The sequence below is a fragment of the Alteromonas marina genome (assembly GCF_000808575.1).
GTDB classification, from domain to species: domain Bacteria; phylum Pseudomonadota; class Gammaproteobacteria; order Enterobacterales; family Alteromonadaceae; genus Alteromonas; species Alteromonas marina_A.
The window spans coordinates 129646-147766 of sequence record NZ_JWLW01000065.1 but is presented as its reverse complement, the minus strand read 5'-3'; the positions used below and the strand labels follow the sequence as shown (position 1 = coordinate 147766).

General features: G+C 43.3%; 16 protein-coding genes. 14 read left to right on the top strand and 2 right to left on the bottom strand.

The window, feature by feature from the left end:
• Positions 1–225 precede the first annotated feature (225 nt).
• The 8 genes from RJ41_RS15775 (at position 226) to RJ41_RS15745 (ending at position 7676) form a co-directional block, all read left to right on the top strand.
• Entirely contained in the window at positions 226–966 is a 741-nt protein-coding gene (locus RJ41_RS15775) for a substrate-binding periplasmic protein (RefSeq protein WP_039222847.1), read from the top strand.
• Positions 967–1165: 199 nt separating this feature from the next.
• A complete protein-coding gene (locus tag RJ41_RS15770) occupies positions 1166–1597 on the top strand; it encodes an HvfA family oxazolone/thioamide-modified RiPP metallophore (RefSeq protein ID WP_039222846.1) in 432 nt (143 codons plus the stop codon).
• A 150-nt stretch (positions 1598–1747) separates the two neighbouring features.
• Complete coding sequence (locus tag RJ41_RS15765) at positions 1748–2599, top strand: HvfB family MNIO-type RiPP peptide maturase (RefSeq protein WP_039222844.1); 852 nt, start codon at positions 1748–1750, stop codon at positions 2597–2599.
• On the top strand, positions 2596–3360 hold the full coding sequence (locus RJ41_RS15760; RefSeq protein WP_039222842.1) for an HvfC family RiPP maturation protein: 765 nt from the start codon (positions 2596–2598) through the stop codon (positions 3358–3360). Before RJ41_RS15765 ends, RJ41_RS15760 begins: the two co-directional genes overlap by 4 nt.
• 153 nt (positions 3361–3513) lie before the next feature.
• The gene (locus tag RJ41_RS19525) at positions 3514–3636 is read left to right on the top strand and encodes a hypothetical protein (RefSeq protein WP_256253717.1); all 123 of its coding nucleotides are present in this window, start codon (positions 3514–3516) and stop codon (positions 3634–3636) included.
• A 22-nt stretch (positions 3637–3658) separates the two neighbouring features.
• Positions 3659–4195, top strand: coding sequence for an adenine phosphoribosyltransferase (gene apt, locus RJ41_RS15755; protein WP_039222840.1), 537 nt, complete (start codon positions 3659–3661; stop codon positions 4193–4195).
• A gap of 41 nt (positions 4196–4236) precedes the next feature.
• The gene (gene dnaX / locus RJ41_RS15750; protein ID WP_039222838.1) at positions 4237–7311 is read left to right on the top strand and encodes a DNA polymerase III subunit gamma/tau; all 3075 of its coding nucleotides are present in this window, start codon (positions 4237–4239) and stop codon (positions 7309–7311) included.
• 38 nt (positions 7312–7349) lie between these two features.
• On the top strand, positions 7350–7676 hold the full coding sequence (locus RJ41_RS15745) for a YbaB/EbfC family nucleoid-associated protein (protein WP_014950049.1): 327 nt from the start codon (positions 7350–7352) through the stop codon (positions 7674–7676).
• Between the two features lie 136 nt (positions 7677–7812).
• Here RJ41_RS15745 and RJ41_RS15740 read toward each other — a convergent pair whose 3' ends face one another.
• Positions 7813–8601: a ferredoxin--NADP reductase gene (locus RJ41_RS15740; protein WP_039222836.1), complete on the bottom strand. Its 789-nt coding sequence runs from the start codon at positions 8599–8601 to the stop codon at positions 7813–7815.
• Positions 8602–8868: 267 nt separating this feature from the next.
• Between RJ41_RS15740 and RJ41_RS15735 the strand changes: the two genes are divergently transcribed.
• The 6 genes from RJ41_RS15735 to RJ41_RS15710 all read left to right on the top strand — a co-directional run bounded on the left by RJ41_RS15735 (position 8869) and on the right by RJ41_RS15710 (position 15044).
• Positions 8869–9561 carry a hypothetical protein gene (locus RJ41_RS15735; RefSeq protein WP_232375941.1) on the top strand — a complete coding sequence of 231 codons (693 nt, stop codon included), beginning with the start codon at positions 8869–8871 and terminating at the stop codon, positions 9559–9561.
• A 241-nt stretch (positions 9562–9802) separates the two neighbouring features.
• Positions 9803–10750 carry a hypothetical protein gene (locus RJ41_RS15730; RefSeq protein ID WP_014950046.1) on the top strand — a complete coding sequence of 316 codons (948 nt, stop codon included), beginning with the start codon at positions 9803–9805 and terminating at the stop codon, positions 10748–10750.
• 5 nt (positions 10751–10755) lie between these two features.
• Entirely contained in the window at positions 10756–11355 is a 600-nt protein-coding gene (gene recR, locus RJ41_RS15725) for a recombination mediator RecR (protein ID WP_039222833.1), read from the top strand.
• A 240-nt stretch (positions 11356–11595) separates the two neighbouring features.
• Positions 11596–13518, top strand: coding sequence for a molecular chaperone HtpG (gene htpG, locus RJ41_RS15720; RefSeq protein ID WP_039222831.1), 1923 nt, complete (start codon positions 11596–11598; stop codon positions 13516–13518).
• A gap of 338 nt (positions 13519–13856) precedes the next feature.
• Positions 13857–14501, top strand: coding sequence for an adenylate kinase (adk, locus tag RJ41_RS15715; protein ID WP_012519076.1), 645 nt, complete (start codon positions 13857–13859; stop codon positions 14499–14501).
• A gap of 147 nt (positions 14502–14648) precedes the next feature.
• On the top strand, positions 14649–15044 hold the full coding sequence (locus tag RJ41_RS15710) for an MAPEG family protein (protein ID WP_014976958.1): 396 nt from the start codon (positions 14649–14651) through the stop codon (positions 15042–15044).
• A 92-nt stretch (positions 15045–15136) separates the two neighbouring features.
• Here RJ41_RS15710 and RJ41_RS15705 read toward each other — a convergent pair whose 3' ends face one another.
• Entirely contained in the window at positions 15137–17731 is a 2595-nt protein-coding gene (locus tag RJ41_RS15705) for a TonB-dependent receptor (protein WP_039222827.1), read from the bottom strand.
• Between the last annotated feature and the right edge of the window lie 390 nt (positions 17732–18121).

Below are 18121 nucleotides of genomic sequence, written 5' to 3'. Positions count from 1 at the left end.
TGCGTTTGGAAGAAAAAAAATAATGGGGTCAGAGTCACGACTCTGACCCCATTATTTGTAGGGCTTGCTTCTATAGCGCTTCTTTCAAGAGTTCGAAACTGCACCGTAAAGTATTTGATACCTGCTTGCGTGCATTGGTCTCTTGCTTATCTATCTTTTATTTGCCAATTCTTATATAAAGAGTTTCACGATAGAAAAGGCTTCAACTTTTAGATAGTGTTTTTAATGTACTTAAAAATTAGTTTTGCTATTGTCTTATTGTTTCTGGCAAGTGTTGTAAATGGACAGGAAGTAAGCAAGCCGGTAGTTAAAGATAATACCATCATACTTGGGGTCGTTGAGTTTCCTCCTTTGGTTATCAAAGATAATGAAGGGTTTGGCTGTCACGGTGATGCTGTAACTATTTCTAAGACAATACTCGAGTTAGTAGGGTATAAAGTTGTTGTGGAGTGCCCGCCTCCTGCTCGCCTTTTTAAGCGAATTCGACAAGGCAAAGTAGACATAACTCTCAATGTTAAGAGTACCAAAGCGTTAGAAAACCATGTAACTTTTGTTGAAAAGCCGTTTAGCTACCTATCGCTAGTCTTATTGACAAATACGAGTCTAGAGAGCAACAAGACTGTCGCTGCAATAAGAGGTTACGATTATGTAGGCTTAAGACAGGAACTAGCAGAAGCCAACTTTATATTCTTTGATATGCCTAATAGCACTGACGCTATTCAACTGTTTCAATTCGGTCGCACAACGCACCTGGTAACTTACGAAGCACCTTACCTCTATCACATAGAACGTGTAACCGATAATATCAGTGGTTTAACTGTATCAATACGTCGTGATATTCCAACTTTCTTTGCTGTATCTGACAAGAGTAAAAGCAAAGATGAACTACTGGAAAAATTAGCAAGCCTATTTAAACTTTCAGAAAGTAGTACGGTGATCGAACAAATTCAAACTATGAATAAGTAAGTGGGAAGTTACTTTAGAAACGACGAAGTCCTAGTGAGCGCTTTTGTGAACCTTAGTAAATTCAAACAAAATCATTTACATAGAGGTTACTTGAAAAAAAGTTAATTTTTTATGAAATTTCGTTGCGGGTAGGATGGTCTTCTTAAATACACGTGCTTACTGTACGTCAAACATGACTAATATTATTGAGGGTAAATCAATGAAACAAATCAAAAAAACATCAGTAGCGACAGCGTTGGGTGCAGTTGTAATTGGCTCTTTTGCGTCAACGGTTGCAGTAGCAGATGTAAATCCATTTGGTATGCAAGCATTAGAATCTGGTTACAGCCAATTCGCTGCTGAAGGCAAGTGTGGCGAAGGAAAATGTGGCGGCGACAAAGCAGAGAAAGAAGGCAAGTGTGGCGAAGGTAAGTGCGGCGGCGACAAGAAAGCTGACAAAGAAGGCAAGTGCGGCGAAGGTAAGTGTGGCGGCGACAAGAAAGCTGCTAAAGAAGGCAAGTGCGGTGAAGGTAAGTGTGGCGGCGACAAGAAAGCTGCTAAAGAAGGCAAGTGCGGTGAAGGTAAATGTGGCGGCGACAAGAAAGCTGCTAAAGAAGGTAAGTGCGGCGAAGGCAAATGCGGTAGCATGTAATCGTTTTTCAATTAACATTGTGTAGTGTGAGATAGAATGATGTAAGGCTACACGTGTTAAGGTTAGCAACAAATGGCTGTCGAATGATGGCCATTTTTGTCTAAAAACGAACGTTGCTATTGTTCAATCCCAAGCGGTAAAGGGGAATATATGAAAAACATCTGTGGCGCAGGTCTGGGATTTCGTCGGGAAATGCTTAAAGAGCTTTCACCTACATTGCCATCTGAAGTCGATTTTTGGGAAGTAGCCCCTGAAAATTGGATCCCACTTGGTGGGAAGTACCAAGAACAATTTCAGCAAGCGTCTTCGCAAGCTCCCTTTACAACGCATGGTTTATCTTTGTCTATCGGAAGTAGCGACAAACTAGATGTCGAGTTTGTAAAAACCGTTAAGCGATTTTTAGATGCAAACAACATTGCATTGTATAGCGAGCACTTAAGCTTTTGTTCTGGCAACGGCCATATGTACGATTTGATGCCAATTCCTTTTACTGAAGACGCAATTAAGCACGTTGTATCTCGAATTGTTCAAGTTCAAGATATCATCGAACAACCGCTGGTCTTAGAAAATGTCTCTTATTACATTGCGCCAGGCCAAGAGATGGATGAGCTTGAATTTACTAAGAGCATTCTAAATGAATCGGGTTGCAAGATGCTTCTCGACGTAAACAATGTTTACGTGAACAGTATCAACCATAAATACGATGCGAAAGCGTTTATTAACGGCTTACCCTCAGACAAAATTGTGTATGGCCATATTGCTGGTCATTATGATGAAGCTGAGGATTTGAAAGTTGATACTCACGGGGCTGATGTCATTGAGCCAGTTTGGGCGCTGTTGGAGCATGCTTACCTTACTCACGGCGTATTTCCGACTTTGTTAGAGCGTGATTTTAATATTCCCCCGTTAAGCGAATTATTAGCGGAAGTGAATAAAATTAAGCAAACTCAAGCAAAATGCGAAGCTGTTCAAGCATCAAACGTTAAAGGAAGTGTCGCGTGACTCAGTCATTTCAAACCATTCAAAAAACGTTTGTTGATGCGATCAAAGACCCACAGACATTTTGTGATACCGACGCTGATCACATTCGTCGGATGAAAATCTATCAATCGCTGTTTTTTAACAACATCGATAATTTCGTCAGTACCGGTTTTCCCGTTTTAAAATCTATTGTGGTAAAACAGTATGGTGAAAAAGGATGGGAGAGTATTGTGCGTCAGTTTTTTATTGAACACGAATGCCGCTCTCCTTATTTTGCTGAAATAAGTAAAGAGTTCGTTGAGTACCTTTCAACAGAGCCAACCTTCGATATTACTCTGCCCGACTTTGCTGCGGAGCTTGCTCACTATGAGTGGCTTGAGCTTGACGTCAGTATCAGAAAAAATGAAGACAATGTTGAATTCTATCAGCAAGAAAACAATGTTACCGCCATTAGGGTGTCACCGTATGCCTCGTTGGCGGCATATCATTTCGAAGTCCATCTAATTGGTGAGGACTATATCCCAGAGCAACCTGCACAAGAACAGCAGTTCTACGTTGTTTACAGAGACCGTGAGTTTGACGTTCAATTTACTCATGTTAATCCGGTGACGGCTATTTTAGTCAACACGCTGGAACAAAATGAACTGGGAATGGCAATAGAACAATTAGCTGAGTCGTTGTGCCAACAACTTCCCCAAATTCCTTCAAACGTGCTTATAAATGGTATGAACCAGACCCTCACTGAAATGTTACAAAAAGGAATACTGCTTCCTGTATCCTAAGTAACCATTACTATTTACCTGCTTTATATTAAACTTTCGCCAGGATCTGGTCTGAAAGTGAGCGATCGATCATATTAGCGCTGTCAATCGGGCTTGCTTTCGATTAACATTTAGCACCATTTTTTTGTTCACAAAATTGTTTAGGTAGTGCAAATGGCTGACAATTCAGATTTCAAAGAAGTCTATAACAAGTGGTACTTTCTAGCATCGCTAGTAACTCTAATCGCGTTCCCGTTGATGCATATCATCGCCGGCTGGTTCACCTTCTGGTTATAACGCAGACATTCAAGGCATAATTGTGACTGCAGAATATATTAAATCAGTAGTGAAAACCGTACCTGACTATCCAAAGCCAGGTATTTTATTTAGAGATGTGACCAGCGTTTTAGAAGATCACAAAGCATTTAGTAGCTGTATCTCGTTACTTGTAGAAAAGTATCAAGGTATGGGATTTACCAAGATAGCAGGTACTGAAGCACGCGGGTTCCTTTTTGGTGCGCCATTGGCCATCGAAATGGGCATTGGTTTTGTTCCAGTGAGAAAACCCAACAAACTTCCTCGTGAAGTAGTTAGCGAGAGCTACGAGCTTGAATATGGCATGGATACATTGGAAATCCATAAAGATGCCATTGAGCCAGGTGATAAAGTCCTTCTTATTGACGATTTACTTGCAACAGGTGGAACGATAGCCGCTTCTGCGAAACTAATCCGTTCATTAGGCGGTGAAGTAAACCATGCAGGTTTTGTTATTAACTTACCGGACCTAGGTGGCGAAACGAAATTGAGTACGCTTGATATAGAAAGCTACTCTATTTGTGAGTTCGAAGGCGAATAATCGCTATAAAGCATAACTAGCAAAAGGCGAAATACGTAATAATGAGTTATCAGGTACTAGCAAGGAAGTGGCGACCGGGCAAGTTCAGTGAACTTGTGGGTCAGGAACATGTTGTCTCTGCCATTTCAAATGCTTTGGATAACGATCGTCTACACCACGCTTATCTGTTTACAGGTACGCGAGGCGTAGGTAAAACTACTATTGCACGTATTTTTTCGAAAAGCCTTAACTGCGAAGAAGGACAAGGGGCTAACCCTTGCGGTCAATGTAACACCTGTAAAGAGATAGAGCAGGGGAACTACGTTGATTTGTTAGAGATTGACGCTGCATCAAGAACCAAAGTTGAGGATACTCGCGAGCTTCTTGATAACGTGCAATACAAACCCACTCGCGGGCGTTACAAAGTGTACCTTATCGATGAGGTACACATGCTTTCAAAACACAGCTTTAATGCGCTGTTAAAAACGCTGGAAGAGCCACCTCCACACGTTAAGTTCTTACTGGCGACCACCGATCCTCAAAAGCTTCCGATAACCATCTTATCCCGTTGCTTGCAGTTTAACTTGAAAGCAATGTCTCGGGAGCAGATTGTTGGACAGCTGCAGCATATTTTAGAGCATGAACAGCTGCCTTTTGAGCCACAAGCGCTAGCGCTTTTGGCAAGAGCCGCCCAAGGCAGTATGCGTGATGCGCTGAGTTTAACTGACCAAGCGATTGCACAGGGTGGAAATCAAGTGCTGGCATCGGTGGTAACCGATATGCTGGGGCTGATGGACAAGAACCAGTTGCTTAAAGTGGTTCATGCTGTGGTAAGTAAAAGTCCTGCTGATGTATTGCAGTTGGTCAATGACATCGCAGAGCAAGCCCCCGATTATGACAACGTACACAGCGAATTGGCTAGCCTGCTGCACCAAATAGCATTAACGCAATGGGTGCCTGAAGCATGTAAGCTAGAAACCACATCGGCTAAAGCGATATTTCAATTAGCGAAAACTATTCCAGCTGAGCAAGTGCAGCTGCTTTATCAGATTGCACTGCAAGGAAGAAAAGACTTACCGTTTGCTGCGGATGGAAAAAGTGCGTTTGAAATGACATTGATGCGAATGATGTCGTTTGCTCCAAATACCCCCATCGACGACACGGCAAGTGAAATTGAAAACGGGAGGAGTGAGCATAGTTTACCTGTAGATCATGCTTCTTCCAGTGGTGGCCCGGGAAACGTCGGTAAGCAGGAGGAAGCGCCGTTAAGCGAAACTTCTGCAACCAATGTGCAGGAGGAGAGGCCTTCACATCTATCGGTTGAATCTACCTCTGCTCAGTCGTTAGAAAGTGCGCCATCTACCCCTGATTCACTTGCTACATCAATAATTGAAAAAGAGCAGCAAGAACAATCGACGTCTCCATTTGAATCACAGCAAGAGCAGGAACACGCAGCCGCTGATGAAAGCGAGTTGAGTGGAAGTGATACTCTGTCGGCGCTACCTCATGCAGAGTCAGGTGCAACGACAACTCAAACAACAGCACTTGAGCGTGATGCTTCACATGATCATGAATCCGTAAAGTCAGCTCCAACTTCGTCTATTGAAGAACTACCCGTAGAAAACACCGCGGTACAAGCGGTACAAACAGAAAGCGTTGCTGCAGAGCTTGAACCAACGCCAAGTGAAGTCAGTGCGCCCCATAACGAAGCCGCGCAACATTTCGATGGACCTCCGTTAGATGCGTACATGGACGATATGCCACCTCCGTCAGAAGATGATGGCTCCTTAGGTTTTGAAGGTTTTCATAACGCTGAGGGTTTTCATAACGCTGAGGGCTCTCATAACGCCAAAGGCTCTGACAAAAACAGCGAGTCGTTGGCACACGAGAACGAACCGTCCTCGTTAACCGCCGAAGAGCAGCTGACTTCTACGGCTGATATGTTGGCACTTCGTCAAAAGTTAAAGCAAAGAAAAGCACAAGACGCAGAGGCAAAAAGTACCAGCGCAGCAAATGCTAAGACCGAAAGTGCAAGTGATATTCAAGCGCGCTTTACCAGAAGTAAAGCCGAGGCTTTGAGTACTTCACAAACTGCACATGGAGTTAACAAGGGTAGCGATAATAGTGCAGGGCAGGCTAGCGCTGATAACGAAATCAAGAGGGGCGATTTAAACCCCGTTGGGCATGAAAACAGCCGTGAGCTGCAAGACCATAGCCCTGAGCCGCTAAATAATAGCCCAGAGCGTAGAGAGAACAGCCCGGAGCGTATAGATAACGGCTCAGAACATAAAGATAATAGTGTTGCGCGCGGTGACACTCCTCAACTGGAAAGTACAAATTCAGGCTCGTCCTTAGGTAATACTTTCGCGCATTCTTCTGACGCTATGCATACTAGCGAGTCAGAAAAGAATCATTCTAGCTCAAACCACACGAGCGATTTCTCGCTTGATGAATTTGAAGAGGATATGCCTTTTTCAAATGACGAATCTGAGGCGCAATCAAACTCGGAAACACCGGTTGAGGATATGCCACCTTGGGCTACTGATTACGATAATCAACCATCTCAACACGTTGAAGGTGCTGACTATGTTAAAGCTCCCTCAGATAGCAGCTCCAATTACGGCAATTCCCCAGAGCAAATGGAAAGTGCGGGAGATCGGTCTTTTGCACGGGATGCTCTAAATTTTGATACGCCGCTTAGCAGTACCTATGACGGGCAGTTAAAAGCGTACTTAAATGACGGAAGCAAATTAACTCACGCTAGCCAAATTGACGAATGGAGCAATCTAGTTGAGCAAATGCCAGTTGCTGGTCTACTCAAACAATTGGTGCTGCACGCATCATTTTCTCGAGCGGGCAATCAAGTATCCCTTGAAATTGACCATAGTCAGACGCATTTATTAAATGATAGTGCGAAAAAGCAATTGGTTGATGCAATCCATCATGGGTTGGGTGAAAACGTTGAAGTAAATATCACGTTAGGTGAACCAGCATCTACACCTTTTGCGTTACAACAAGAGATTCATGCCATGCGCCATGCGCATGCACACTCGGTGATTAAAACCGACGATACAATTCAAGCATTGCTATCGACTTTCGATGCGTCAGTGCTAACCGATTCGGTTAAAGCGCGATAGCAGAATTATTAACACCAAAACGAAGCGAGACAAAAATTATGTTTAAAGGTGGAATGGGCAATATCATGAAGCAGGCGCAGCAAATGCAAGAGCGCATGCAAAAAGCACAAGACGACCTAGCCAAAATTGAAGTAACAGGTGAAGCGGGTGCAGGCATGGTTAAAGTAACCATGACGTGCAACCACAACGTGCGTCGTGTAGACATTGATGAGTCATTGATGGACGACGACAAAGATATGGTTGAAGATTTGGTTGCTGCAGCATTTAACGACGCGGTACGTCGAGTTCAAGAAACTAGCAAAGAGAAGATGGGTGATGTAACTGGCGGAATGCCATTACCTCCTGGCTTCAAAATGCCGTTTTAAATAATTATGTAAAGCTAGAAGCGAAACAGCTTGCAAGTATTTTGCGAGTGAAATCATAGAAAATTGCCGGCAACACGCCGGCGATTTTTATTGAAAATCTAAAATTTTGCCGATGGTCAGGCCAATGCGTTGCGCATTACTTTTCTATAAATGCTTGTTCGATTACATAATGCCCCTGACGGCGCGAGTTAGCTTTCGAGAAGCCCTTGTCGTCTAGCATAGACATAAGGTCTTGTAGCATGTTGTCGTTGCCACATAGCATGAATCTGTCATTTTCAATGTCTAATTCAGGCATACCTATATCATCCAGCAACTTTCCGCTTTCAATTAGCTTCGTTATCCGTCCTTCGTGAGCGATACCGTTTTTCTCATAACTTTCTCTCGTAACAGTAGGATAGTAAATGAGTTTTTCACGCACTTCGTCACCGTAATAAGGGTTGTTAGGAAGTTGGTGCTCAATTTCGTTTTGATAGGCAAGTTCAGAGCGCCAACGCGTTCCGTGAACTAATATGATTTTTTCAAAGCTTTCATAAATGAAAGGATCTCTGATAATACTCATAAATGGTGCTAGACCTGTACCAGTGCTGAGCAAATAAAGATGTTTTCCGGGTAACAAGAAACCAGGCACGAGCGTACCTGTAGGCCTAACATTAATCATTACCTGGTCACCAGGTTCTATATTTTGAAGGCGAGAAGTAAGCGCACCATCTGGCACCTTAATACTAAAAAATTCCAATTCCTCATCATAATTTGGGCTTGCGATGCTGTAGGCCCTCATCAGTGGCCTACCATCTACTTCAAGACCAATCATAACGAATTGACCACTTTCAAAACGAAAAGATGATTCTCTCGTTGTTTTGAAACTAAACAGAGTGTCATTCCAATGGTGAACTTGGGTTACGGTTGCGTTTATAAGATTTCGCATTCGTTTTCCTACTTACTTAGTCATCAAGCCATGCTGCCATTCTCGCACACTTTACAATATGATAATAGTTATCATTAGCGTTTGTGGTGTCGGTATACGCACGTAAAATCTAACGTGCTATCAGTTTTAAATAAGTATTTTTAGCAATAGTTCAACCAGGCCTTTCTTCCGTAACATTAAAACACTGTCACATTCAGTCATTTAGCTTGCGCATAGCAAAGGAACACAAATAATAGAATGTGGCAGTTCGAAATGAGGAAGGACGCTGTGTTAGCAAAAATGTTAAAACGCTTTCAGGCCCAACGTGATTGTGCCGTCGAAAATCCGTCTATCAATAATACCGCTGTATCCCTTTGGAAGGACACAGGCCAAGTCTACTATCTAGAGAACACGCTGAAGCTTACTTATCAGTCCAACGCGGGAAAGATAACAATTGAAAAGCTCTCAATGACGTCTTTACCTCAAGTTCTTGCTGAGCTTCAAGCATTGGATACCGTCTCAACGCTAGCGCGAAAGGAAACTGCTAATCAGGTAGATGCATTTAGTGTTAGTGTGTGTGGTGTAACTTGGCAAACCGCAGACAATGGTCAGAGCATCCGTATTAAAGCGCTTCCAGAAGCTGCTACTCTGCGCAGCCCTACTGCCTGCTTCACAAAGTCTCAAGCAATTTTCAAACACGCCTTTATGCTTGAACATGATGACTTACTCACACCTGCATCATTGAGTAAGCCCGGGATATTTACATACAATCGGATATCGTTAAATGATTTCATTAGTCAGTTAGCGCTGGCTAACGAAAAGTTAGCAAATGGGCAAAAAGCTACAGTGAGCGTTGGCCATCAAAATTTTGAAACTGCATTTACTGACCATGAGCAGTCAATCATTGAACAATTCATAAAGCACGATGAAACCGTATTCAATAAAGATGAACGTCAACGTCTACTTACTGATAAAGGTTAGGCTTGTTTTCAGCATGATACGTTGATAATTATGGGCTGATACACAGCTTACAAATATTGAGCGCATGCCCAACTCATCGACATTAACAGTAAAATCTCATTTAACCGTTGTTCCGTAGAAAAAGTGTCCCAAATAGTTGAATGATCGTTGTATCATTGCGTTTTTTATCTTTCAGAAAACTCAACGTGTTCAGTTAACCGCTAATCGCGAAAGTTAACTCGTTAAAATAGAGGTTTTAGTAGTGCTAAGGAAAGGCTTAGTTATCACCACGGTTATTTTACTACCCATCGCAACTGTGTTGTTTTTTATGAGTATTCACGACCTGTTTAAAATGAAAACAGTAACGGTCGACCCGAAGCTTAAGGAAATTTCAGGTATAGAATACGATAAATACAAAAGGCTTTGGGCCATTAACGACAGTGGCGATGGACCCATCCTTTATATGCTCAATAAAGATGGAACTATTGAGAGGGAAGTGACAGTTACAAATGCCAAAAACGTCGACTGGGAAGATATGACACAAAACAGTTTCGGTCATTTCTTTTTAGGAGACTTCGGTAACAATGACAACAAGCGACGCTGGTTAACGATTTATAAAATTGAAAACCCCATTGACATAAAAACCGATACCACAGAAGCAGAAATCATTAAGTTTACTTACCCGGAAATGGGAAAAGGAAAAGTAAAACCGAAAGACAAGAACTACGATTTGGAAGCGTTCGTAGAGTACAAGCGTAACCTATACCTGTTTACAAAAAATAGAACAAAACCCTTCGATGGCATCACCAAGTTGTATAAGGTGGGGGACCATGCCGCTAACTTTGACGCACAGCTCATCGGCGAATTTAAAACCTGTACCACCCTTGAAAAGTTATGCTGGATCACATCGGCTGCAATTAGCCCTGATAGGACTAAACTGGTGCTGTTAGATTCAACAAGCCTGTGGTTATTTGAAAACTTTGAAGGCGATAACTTCTTCAGTGGCGATGTGTCGCGTATTGATTTAGGCGTAGTCACACAAAAAGAGGCAGTGACGTTTTATGACGACAACACGCTGGTTTTCACCGATGAAGAGTACAAGGGGTTATTTGGGGGCAACATTTATGAAGTTAAGCTCGACCAAGCAAAGCGGAACGTGATTAAATACCGCGAAAGCTCGAATCAAAAAGAAAAAGCACCAAAGCAGTAAATACTATGAAGTTCAGTCCGCTACTCTCAGAATTAATTCAGGCACTAACGTGTCTTCCCGGCGTTGGCAACAAGAGCGCTCAGCGTATGGCATTCCACCTATTAGAGCGTAATCGCACTGGAGCAATTGATTTAAGCAACGTATTACACAACGCCATGGAGCATATTCATCATTGTAAGCGCTGCAGAACATTTACTGAAGACGAGCTATGTGACATTTGTCGTCACCCTGAAAGAGAAGCAAGTGGCTTGTTATGTATTGTTGAAAGCCCACAAGACGTACTAGCAATCGAACAAACCTTAAGTTACAAGGGGCAGTATTTTGTGCTTATGGGTCATTTGTCTCCTATTGACGGCGTTGGGCCAGAAGAAATTGGTTTAACAGAGTTGGAGGCGCGCTTAGCAGCAGGTGGAATAAACGAAGTAATTCTAGCCACCAACCCAACCGTAGAAGGTGAGGCCACGGCGCACTACATTGCTCAGCTATGTACAAGTCACAATGTCGACGCCTCTCGCATTGCCCACGGGGTACCGGTTGGGGGAGAGCTCGAGTATATTGATGGTAATACTCTCACCCACGCATTTTCGGGTCGCCGCAAACTATAGTACTGTAAATTGGGGTATACCCATTCTTAGTAATTAAAACACTCAACGTGGGTCCGCATCTGGTGGGCCTACGTCACGTTCTCTCTTATCGTTCGCCCATAAAATATTCAACATCAGATTTTATTGAAGATAAATCTCCTTATAAAAAATAAATTTTCGTTCTAAACGTTGAAAAGTGCGTTGAGCGACCTTACCTGTTTAACATCAAACGTGATCCATTCAACGAGGAGATATTGGATTATGGCTGAAGCAGCCCACAAAGAAACCCACGGTTTTCAAACAGAAGTAAAACAGCTTCTTCATCTGATGATTCACTCTTTGTATTCAAACAAAGAAATTTTTCTACGTGAGTTAGTGTCAAACGCGGCAGATGCTGCGGATAAGTTACGCTTTCGTGCGCTAGAAAATGACAGTCTTTACGAAAACGATGGCGAGTTAAACGTAAAGCTTAGCGTCGATAAAGAAGCAAATACCGTCACCATTACCGATAACGGTATTGGTATGACTCGCGATGAAGTCATTGCGAACTTGGGTACAATTGCTAAGTCAGGCACTAAAGACTTCTTTAGCAAACTTTCTGGCGATAGCGCTAAAGACTCACAACTCATTGGCCAGTTTGGTGTTGGCTTTTACTCTGCGTTCATCGTAGCTGACAAAGTAACGGTGCGAACTCGTGCTGCTGGTGCAGATGCAACGCAAGGTGTTGAGTGGATTTCAGATGGTGAAGGTGAATTCACTATTGCTGAAATTAACAAGCCTTCACGTGGTACCGAGATTACGCTTCACCTACGCGAAGACGAAAAAGAATTTGCTGATGCATGGCGTTTACGCTCTATCGTAAGTAAGTATTCTGATCACATCAGTATTCCTGTGCAGATGTGGAAAGATGAAGTGCCTGAAAGTGAAGGCCCTGATGGCGAAAAAATTGAAGGCCAGCCTGGTGAATGGGAAGTTGTAAACAAAGCCACCGCTCTTTGGACTCGTGAAAAGTCTGAGATTACTGATGACGAGTATAACGAATTCTACAAGCATATCTCTCATGACTTTGCTGATCCTCTTGCATGGGCGCATAACAAAGTAGAGGGTAAAACAGAATATACAAGTTTATTGTATATCCCTTCTAAAGCGCCGTTTGATATGTGGAATCGCGACCAAAGTCATGGTCTTAAGCTTTACGTTCAACGCGTTTTCATTATGGACGACGCCGAACAGTTCATGCCTACTTATCTACGTTTTGTTAAAGGTTTGCTAGACAGCAATGATCTTCCGCTTAACGTGTCTCGTGAAATTCTACAGGACAATAAGATAACGCAAGCGCTACGCCAAGGTTGTACTAAGCGCGTATTACAGATGCTTGAAAAAATGGCGAAGAACGACAATGAAAAATATCAGTCGTTTTGGAATGAATTCGGCAACGTGTTAAAAGAAGGGCCGGCTGAAGATTTCAGTAACCGCGAGAAAATTGCTGGCTTGCTACGCTTCTCTTCTACACACGGTGAGTCTGATGCACAAACCGTATCATTAGCTGACTATATTGAGCGAATGAAAGAAGGCCAGGATAAGATTTACTATGTGACAGCAGATAGCTTGCAAGCTGCCAAGTCTAGTCCTCACCTTGAGATTTTCCGCAAGAAAGGAATTGAAGTGCTACTGATGGGCGAGCGCATTGACGAATGGTTAATGTCTCACCTTACTGAGTTTAACGAGAAGCAGTTTGTCTCAATTGCGAAAGGAAACTTAGATTTAGGCGACTTAGAAGACGAAGAGTCTAAGAAGGCGCAAGAAGAAGCAGAAAAGCAAGTTGAAGGTGTTCTTGAGCGAGCTAAAACTGCACTTGGCGATAAGGTTGTAGACGTTAAATTTACCCATCGCTTAACAGATTCACCTGCGGTCATCGTAGCAGATGACAATGGCATGACTACGCAAATGATGAAGCTTATGCAGGCAGCAGGGCAGACCGTGCCAGACGTGAAGTATCACTTTGAACTTAACCCTGAGCATAGCTTGGTGAAGCTGCTGGCAGATACCCAAGATGAAGAGCTGTTTAATCAGTGGGTAGGCGTATTGTTTGATCAAGCTGCATTGTCAGAACAGGGTAGTTTGAAAGACCCATCTAGTTTTGTTCAGAACTTGAACACGCTTCTAATGAAGTTAGCTAAATAAAGCAATAAACCATTAGGTTTACATTTAAAAACGGGCGTAATGCCCGTTTTTTTATTTCTACGACTAACAAAAGTAAGTTTAGCCATTTTATTGTGCTATATTTTGGCGGTCTAAAATTTCAAGTTAATCATATTAAGAGTTAGCTTATTCATCTTAAATAAGATGAGTTACTGAATGGGTGTAGGCGCAAATTTACAAAAGTGCCTATAAGCTGAACATATATTCGCCATTAGTCTTAAGATTAACTTTACGGTACTGCTTACACTTGTCACCCCAGTGTTGAATGTGTAAAGTGCCCGAAGTAAAAAGTTCAAAAATCATAAGCGGAGAACGCACTCATGCGAATCATTCTTCTCGGCGCTCCTGGCGCGGGTAAGGGCACACAAGCTCAGTTTTTAATGGGCAAATATGGCATTCCACAAATTTCAACGGGCGACATGCTTCGTGCTGCAATTAAAGCAGGTACAGAGCTAGGCCTTGAAGCAAAGCGTGTAATGGATGAAGGCAAACTAGTATCTGATGAGATTATCATTGGCCTAGTAAAAGAGCGTATTGCACAAGATGACTGTAAAGACGGTTTCTTGTTAGACGGTTTCCCTCGCACTATTCCTCAGGCTGACGCAATGAAAGAAGCAGGTGTCTCTGTTGATCATTGCATCGAGTTTGACGTTCCTGATGATGTAATCGTAGAACGTATGGGTGGTCGTCGTGTACACCCTGCATCAGGTCGCGTTTACCACGTTGTTTACAACCCACCAAAGGTGGAAGGTAAAGACAATGAAACAGGCGATGACCTTATCGTTCGTGATGACGATAAAGAAGAAACAGTGCGCAAGCGTCTTGCGATTTACCATGAGCAAACAAAGCCGCTTGTGAACTACTACAGCGCTGAAGCGGAAGCTGGAAACTGTGAGTACCACAAGCTTGACGGTACACGCCCAGTTGAAGAAGTGAGTGCTGAACTTGCTGAACGTTTAGGTTAAATGCCGATAACGTTTACAAAAGGTCGCTTAGGCGGCCTTTTTTGTTGCTTGTAACTTATTAGCGGATAACGTTTAATGACAACCATGAATGTTGAATTAAGCGCTGATTAATACAACGCGATATAACTAGAACATGTGGAGTAGACCATGGTTTTGCCAATCACGGCGTTTTACGCCAGCTTACTGGGTATTTGCTACCTGTATTTGTCGTTTTTAGTCATTGGCGCCAGACGTCGCCATCAAGTGGGAATTGGCGATGGTGGCCATGAAGATCTAAGTCGTTTGACTAGAGCGCACGGCAACTTTAGCGAGTACGTACCCATCACCCTTATTATGATAGCGTGTTTTGAAGCTAATACTGGCCAAGTGTGGGCTGTTCACGCATTGGGGAGCGCACTGTTATTTGGCCGTGTATTACATGCCTATGGCTTAGGTCGTCACTCAGGCGTTAGCTGGCAGCGCTTCGCGGGTATGATCCTGACTTTCCTTGCTATGCTGTGTGCAGCAATAGGTAATTTGGTGCTCATTCATTTCGGATTGTAAGCGTTGCAAAAAATTCTACGTATAGATAAAAAGCGCTCAAGGCATGCCATTGTGAAGCAATGCCGTTGAGCGCTTTTTCGTTTTAAAGGCTTTTAGAAGCGGTAAGTTAGTTTAGAGTATACGAAGCGGCCACGCGGGTTATGCACGCCGCCTACATAGCCGTATAAGTCGCCATCACCATCACCAATAGCAAACGGAGGCTCTTCGTCAAGCAGGTTGTTTGAACCAATTACAAGGCGAAGGTTATCGCTGTAGTTGTAACCAAACTGCAAGTCCACCAACATTTGAGAATCAACTGTTCTCGAGGTATTTTCTTCAAAGTCCAACACACCGTCGAAATCAATGTCAGGCGTGTCTTCAAACTCACCAACAAAGCTAATGTTCAAGTTGGCATCGAACGCACCTTTAGACCAGGTCGTGCCGAATAACCAACGGTGTTCTGGATAGCCATATTCGCCAGTGTACTCAAGACCGTCTTTTTCGAACTCGTTCATGTAAGACCAATCAAGGTTAAAGCGTACGTTACCGAACTCTTGCAACTCCATGCGGTAGTTAGCGCTGAAATCAACACCAGACGCTTCTTGAGATGATACGTTTTGGTAGGTGTTGAAAATCTTTTGAATTACACCTAATGACTCGCCTGGCTGCGGATCTAAGCGAACACAGATTGTGCTGTCTTGGTTATTACATTCCGCGTCGTAAACTAAACCGAATTGCTGCTCATCAATTTTGTTATCCTGCGTAATACTCCATACATCAATGCTCAGGCCTAATTCTTGAGTAGGTGCGTAGATAACTCCTACGTTCCAAGATTCTGACTCTTCTGCATCCAAGTTAGGGTTACCCGCAAACTCGATATTGTAATCCAACGATTCACAATCTTGACCTGTTGCATCACAGCGATATTTGTCTACGAAGAAAACACTTTTCTGTGATGGGCCGAGGCCAACTTGTGCAAGAGACGGTGCTCTAAAGCCCTGAGCCCATGAACCGCGCACGGTTACTTCATCACTTGGCGCCCAACGTAATGCTATTTTAGGGTTAGTTGTACTACCAAAGTCACTGTAATGGTCGTAGCGGCCAGCTAGTTGAAGCTCAAGCTGTTCAGCTAAGGGTATAGATAGCTCTAAGTATGCAGCATACTGGTCGCGTTCAGCAGAGGCAGAAACCGATTCTGTACCGAAGATTAATCCGCGCTGGAACTGAACATCAGGAACGTCAGATACTTGCTCTTCGCGATATTCAACACCTGCTGCCATCATGACAACATCGTCGCCGAAGCTGAATGCTTCACCGGTAATGTGAGCGTCAATGCTGGTCATTCGAGATTCACCACGGCGCACAAGGCTAGTAGTAATATCATCAATTACACTTTGTGGGTTAGTAACGCCACCAAACGGGTTGTAGTTACCAAGGTTAATTTGTTCCTGAAGCCAGTCAACGCGAACCCAACCTTGTGACTGATCACCACTTTGTTCTGAACGGCTGCGGCCTTTTTGTACAGATGCTTCCCAATCGTAATCATTGAACGTGCCACGAAGGCCAGCGACTAAACGAAGGGTGTCAGATTCGATATCCCAGCGACGGGCACCTGCGTCAACAGGGCGGTAGCGACCAATTTCAATGTCTTGTCCAAACGGGTTATCAGGATGAGTACCCGGAACGGTTAAACCAGCATCTTCATCAAGAGGTGTTGCTGCACCGCCTGCTTCAGACGTGTTGTGCTGCATTGCAACTTCCATAAATGCTGTGGTTTCGTCGCCAATTTTATAGTCGAACTGACCAATAAAGCCTACGCGCTCAGAAGCCGGGATGGTTAAACCAAATGGGCCATAATCGAACAGACAGCTGCCAGACGCCGTTGCGCTATCTTCTGGACAATCAGGGTCGATAGTTTTAACACCATCCACATAGAAGTAACCTGGGTAACCTCGTGAAGAACGGAAGTCCATACCACCATAAGGTGATTGGTTAGCTGTTCCGAATCGACCCATTTCGTCAGCGCCAAGCGTGCTGTTGTTGAAATAGTCGATGATAACTGTAGCACTGCTTTTTTCGCTTTGAGAGCCCCATAGAATACTGGCGGTGGTCTCATCATAGCTTGGGCCTGTTGTACCACCATAACCTGCATTAATCTCTAGACCTTCGTAGTCTTTCTTCAGTACTACGTTTACTACACCAGCAACAGCGTCTGAGCCGTAAATCGCAGAAGCGCCATCTTTTAATATATCGATTCGTTCGATGGCAGATACAGGAATAGAGTTAATATCAACAAATGAGTTAGTGATACTTTCAGCAAAGGCACTTATTGCCACGCGACGTCCGTTTATTAGAACAAGCGTTGCATCTGGTCCCATACCTCTGAGGGATACCGCTGCCGCGCCATTGGCTGTTGAATCTTGGCTGTTATTACGTGTCGAGAAGGTACCCGCACCTGTGGCCGGCATACGCTCGAGTAATTGTTGAAGGTTTTCATAGCCCATGCCTTCAATCATTGTTGCATCTATTGATTGAATAGGTGAAGGGCCTTCCATATCTGTACGTTTGATACGAGAACCGGTGACTGCAATTCGTTCAAGGTTGGCTGCTTCTTCGTCAGCTTGCTGTGCATACGCAGGAGATAGAGAGGTTAATCCTGAAAGTGCTAATCCCACTGCAATTGCACTTACTTTACGACCTTGTTTCATTGTTATTTCCTTATTTCCATTTTACTTGTTGTGTGTTTTTGCAACACGATGATGTTGCAAAATTATGAATAGCACTCCTAATACTTAAGTTGCAATAGGGGAAAACACGAAAGATGTGACACTTGGTTACAAAGTGTGTAAACCATGTATTACTTTTTTAAATGTGAAGCGGGATGAAGCGGCCGTGAAGTTAAACTAAAAACAGCGTAAAAATAAAGGGTTGCGGCTTAGTTAATTGGTGTTGAGGAAATGGGAATTTGATAAGGAACAAGACCGCTATTTGTAATTCATTAGTAAGAATTTACGTATATGCAATTGCCCCTACATTTTTCTTTATATACGTAAATATCACCGCTTTATCAGATCTGACCAGATTTTTTTTGCCGAAAA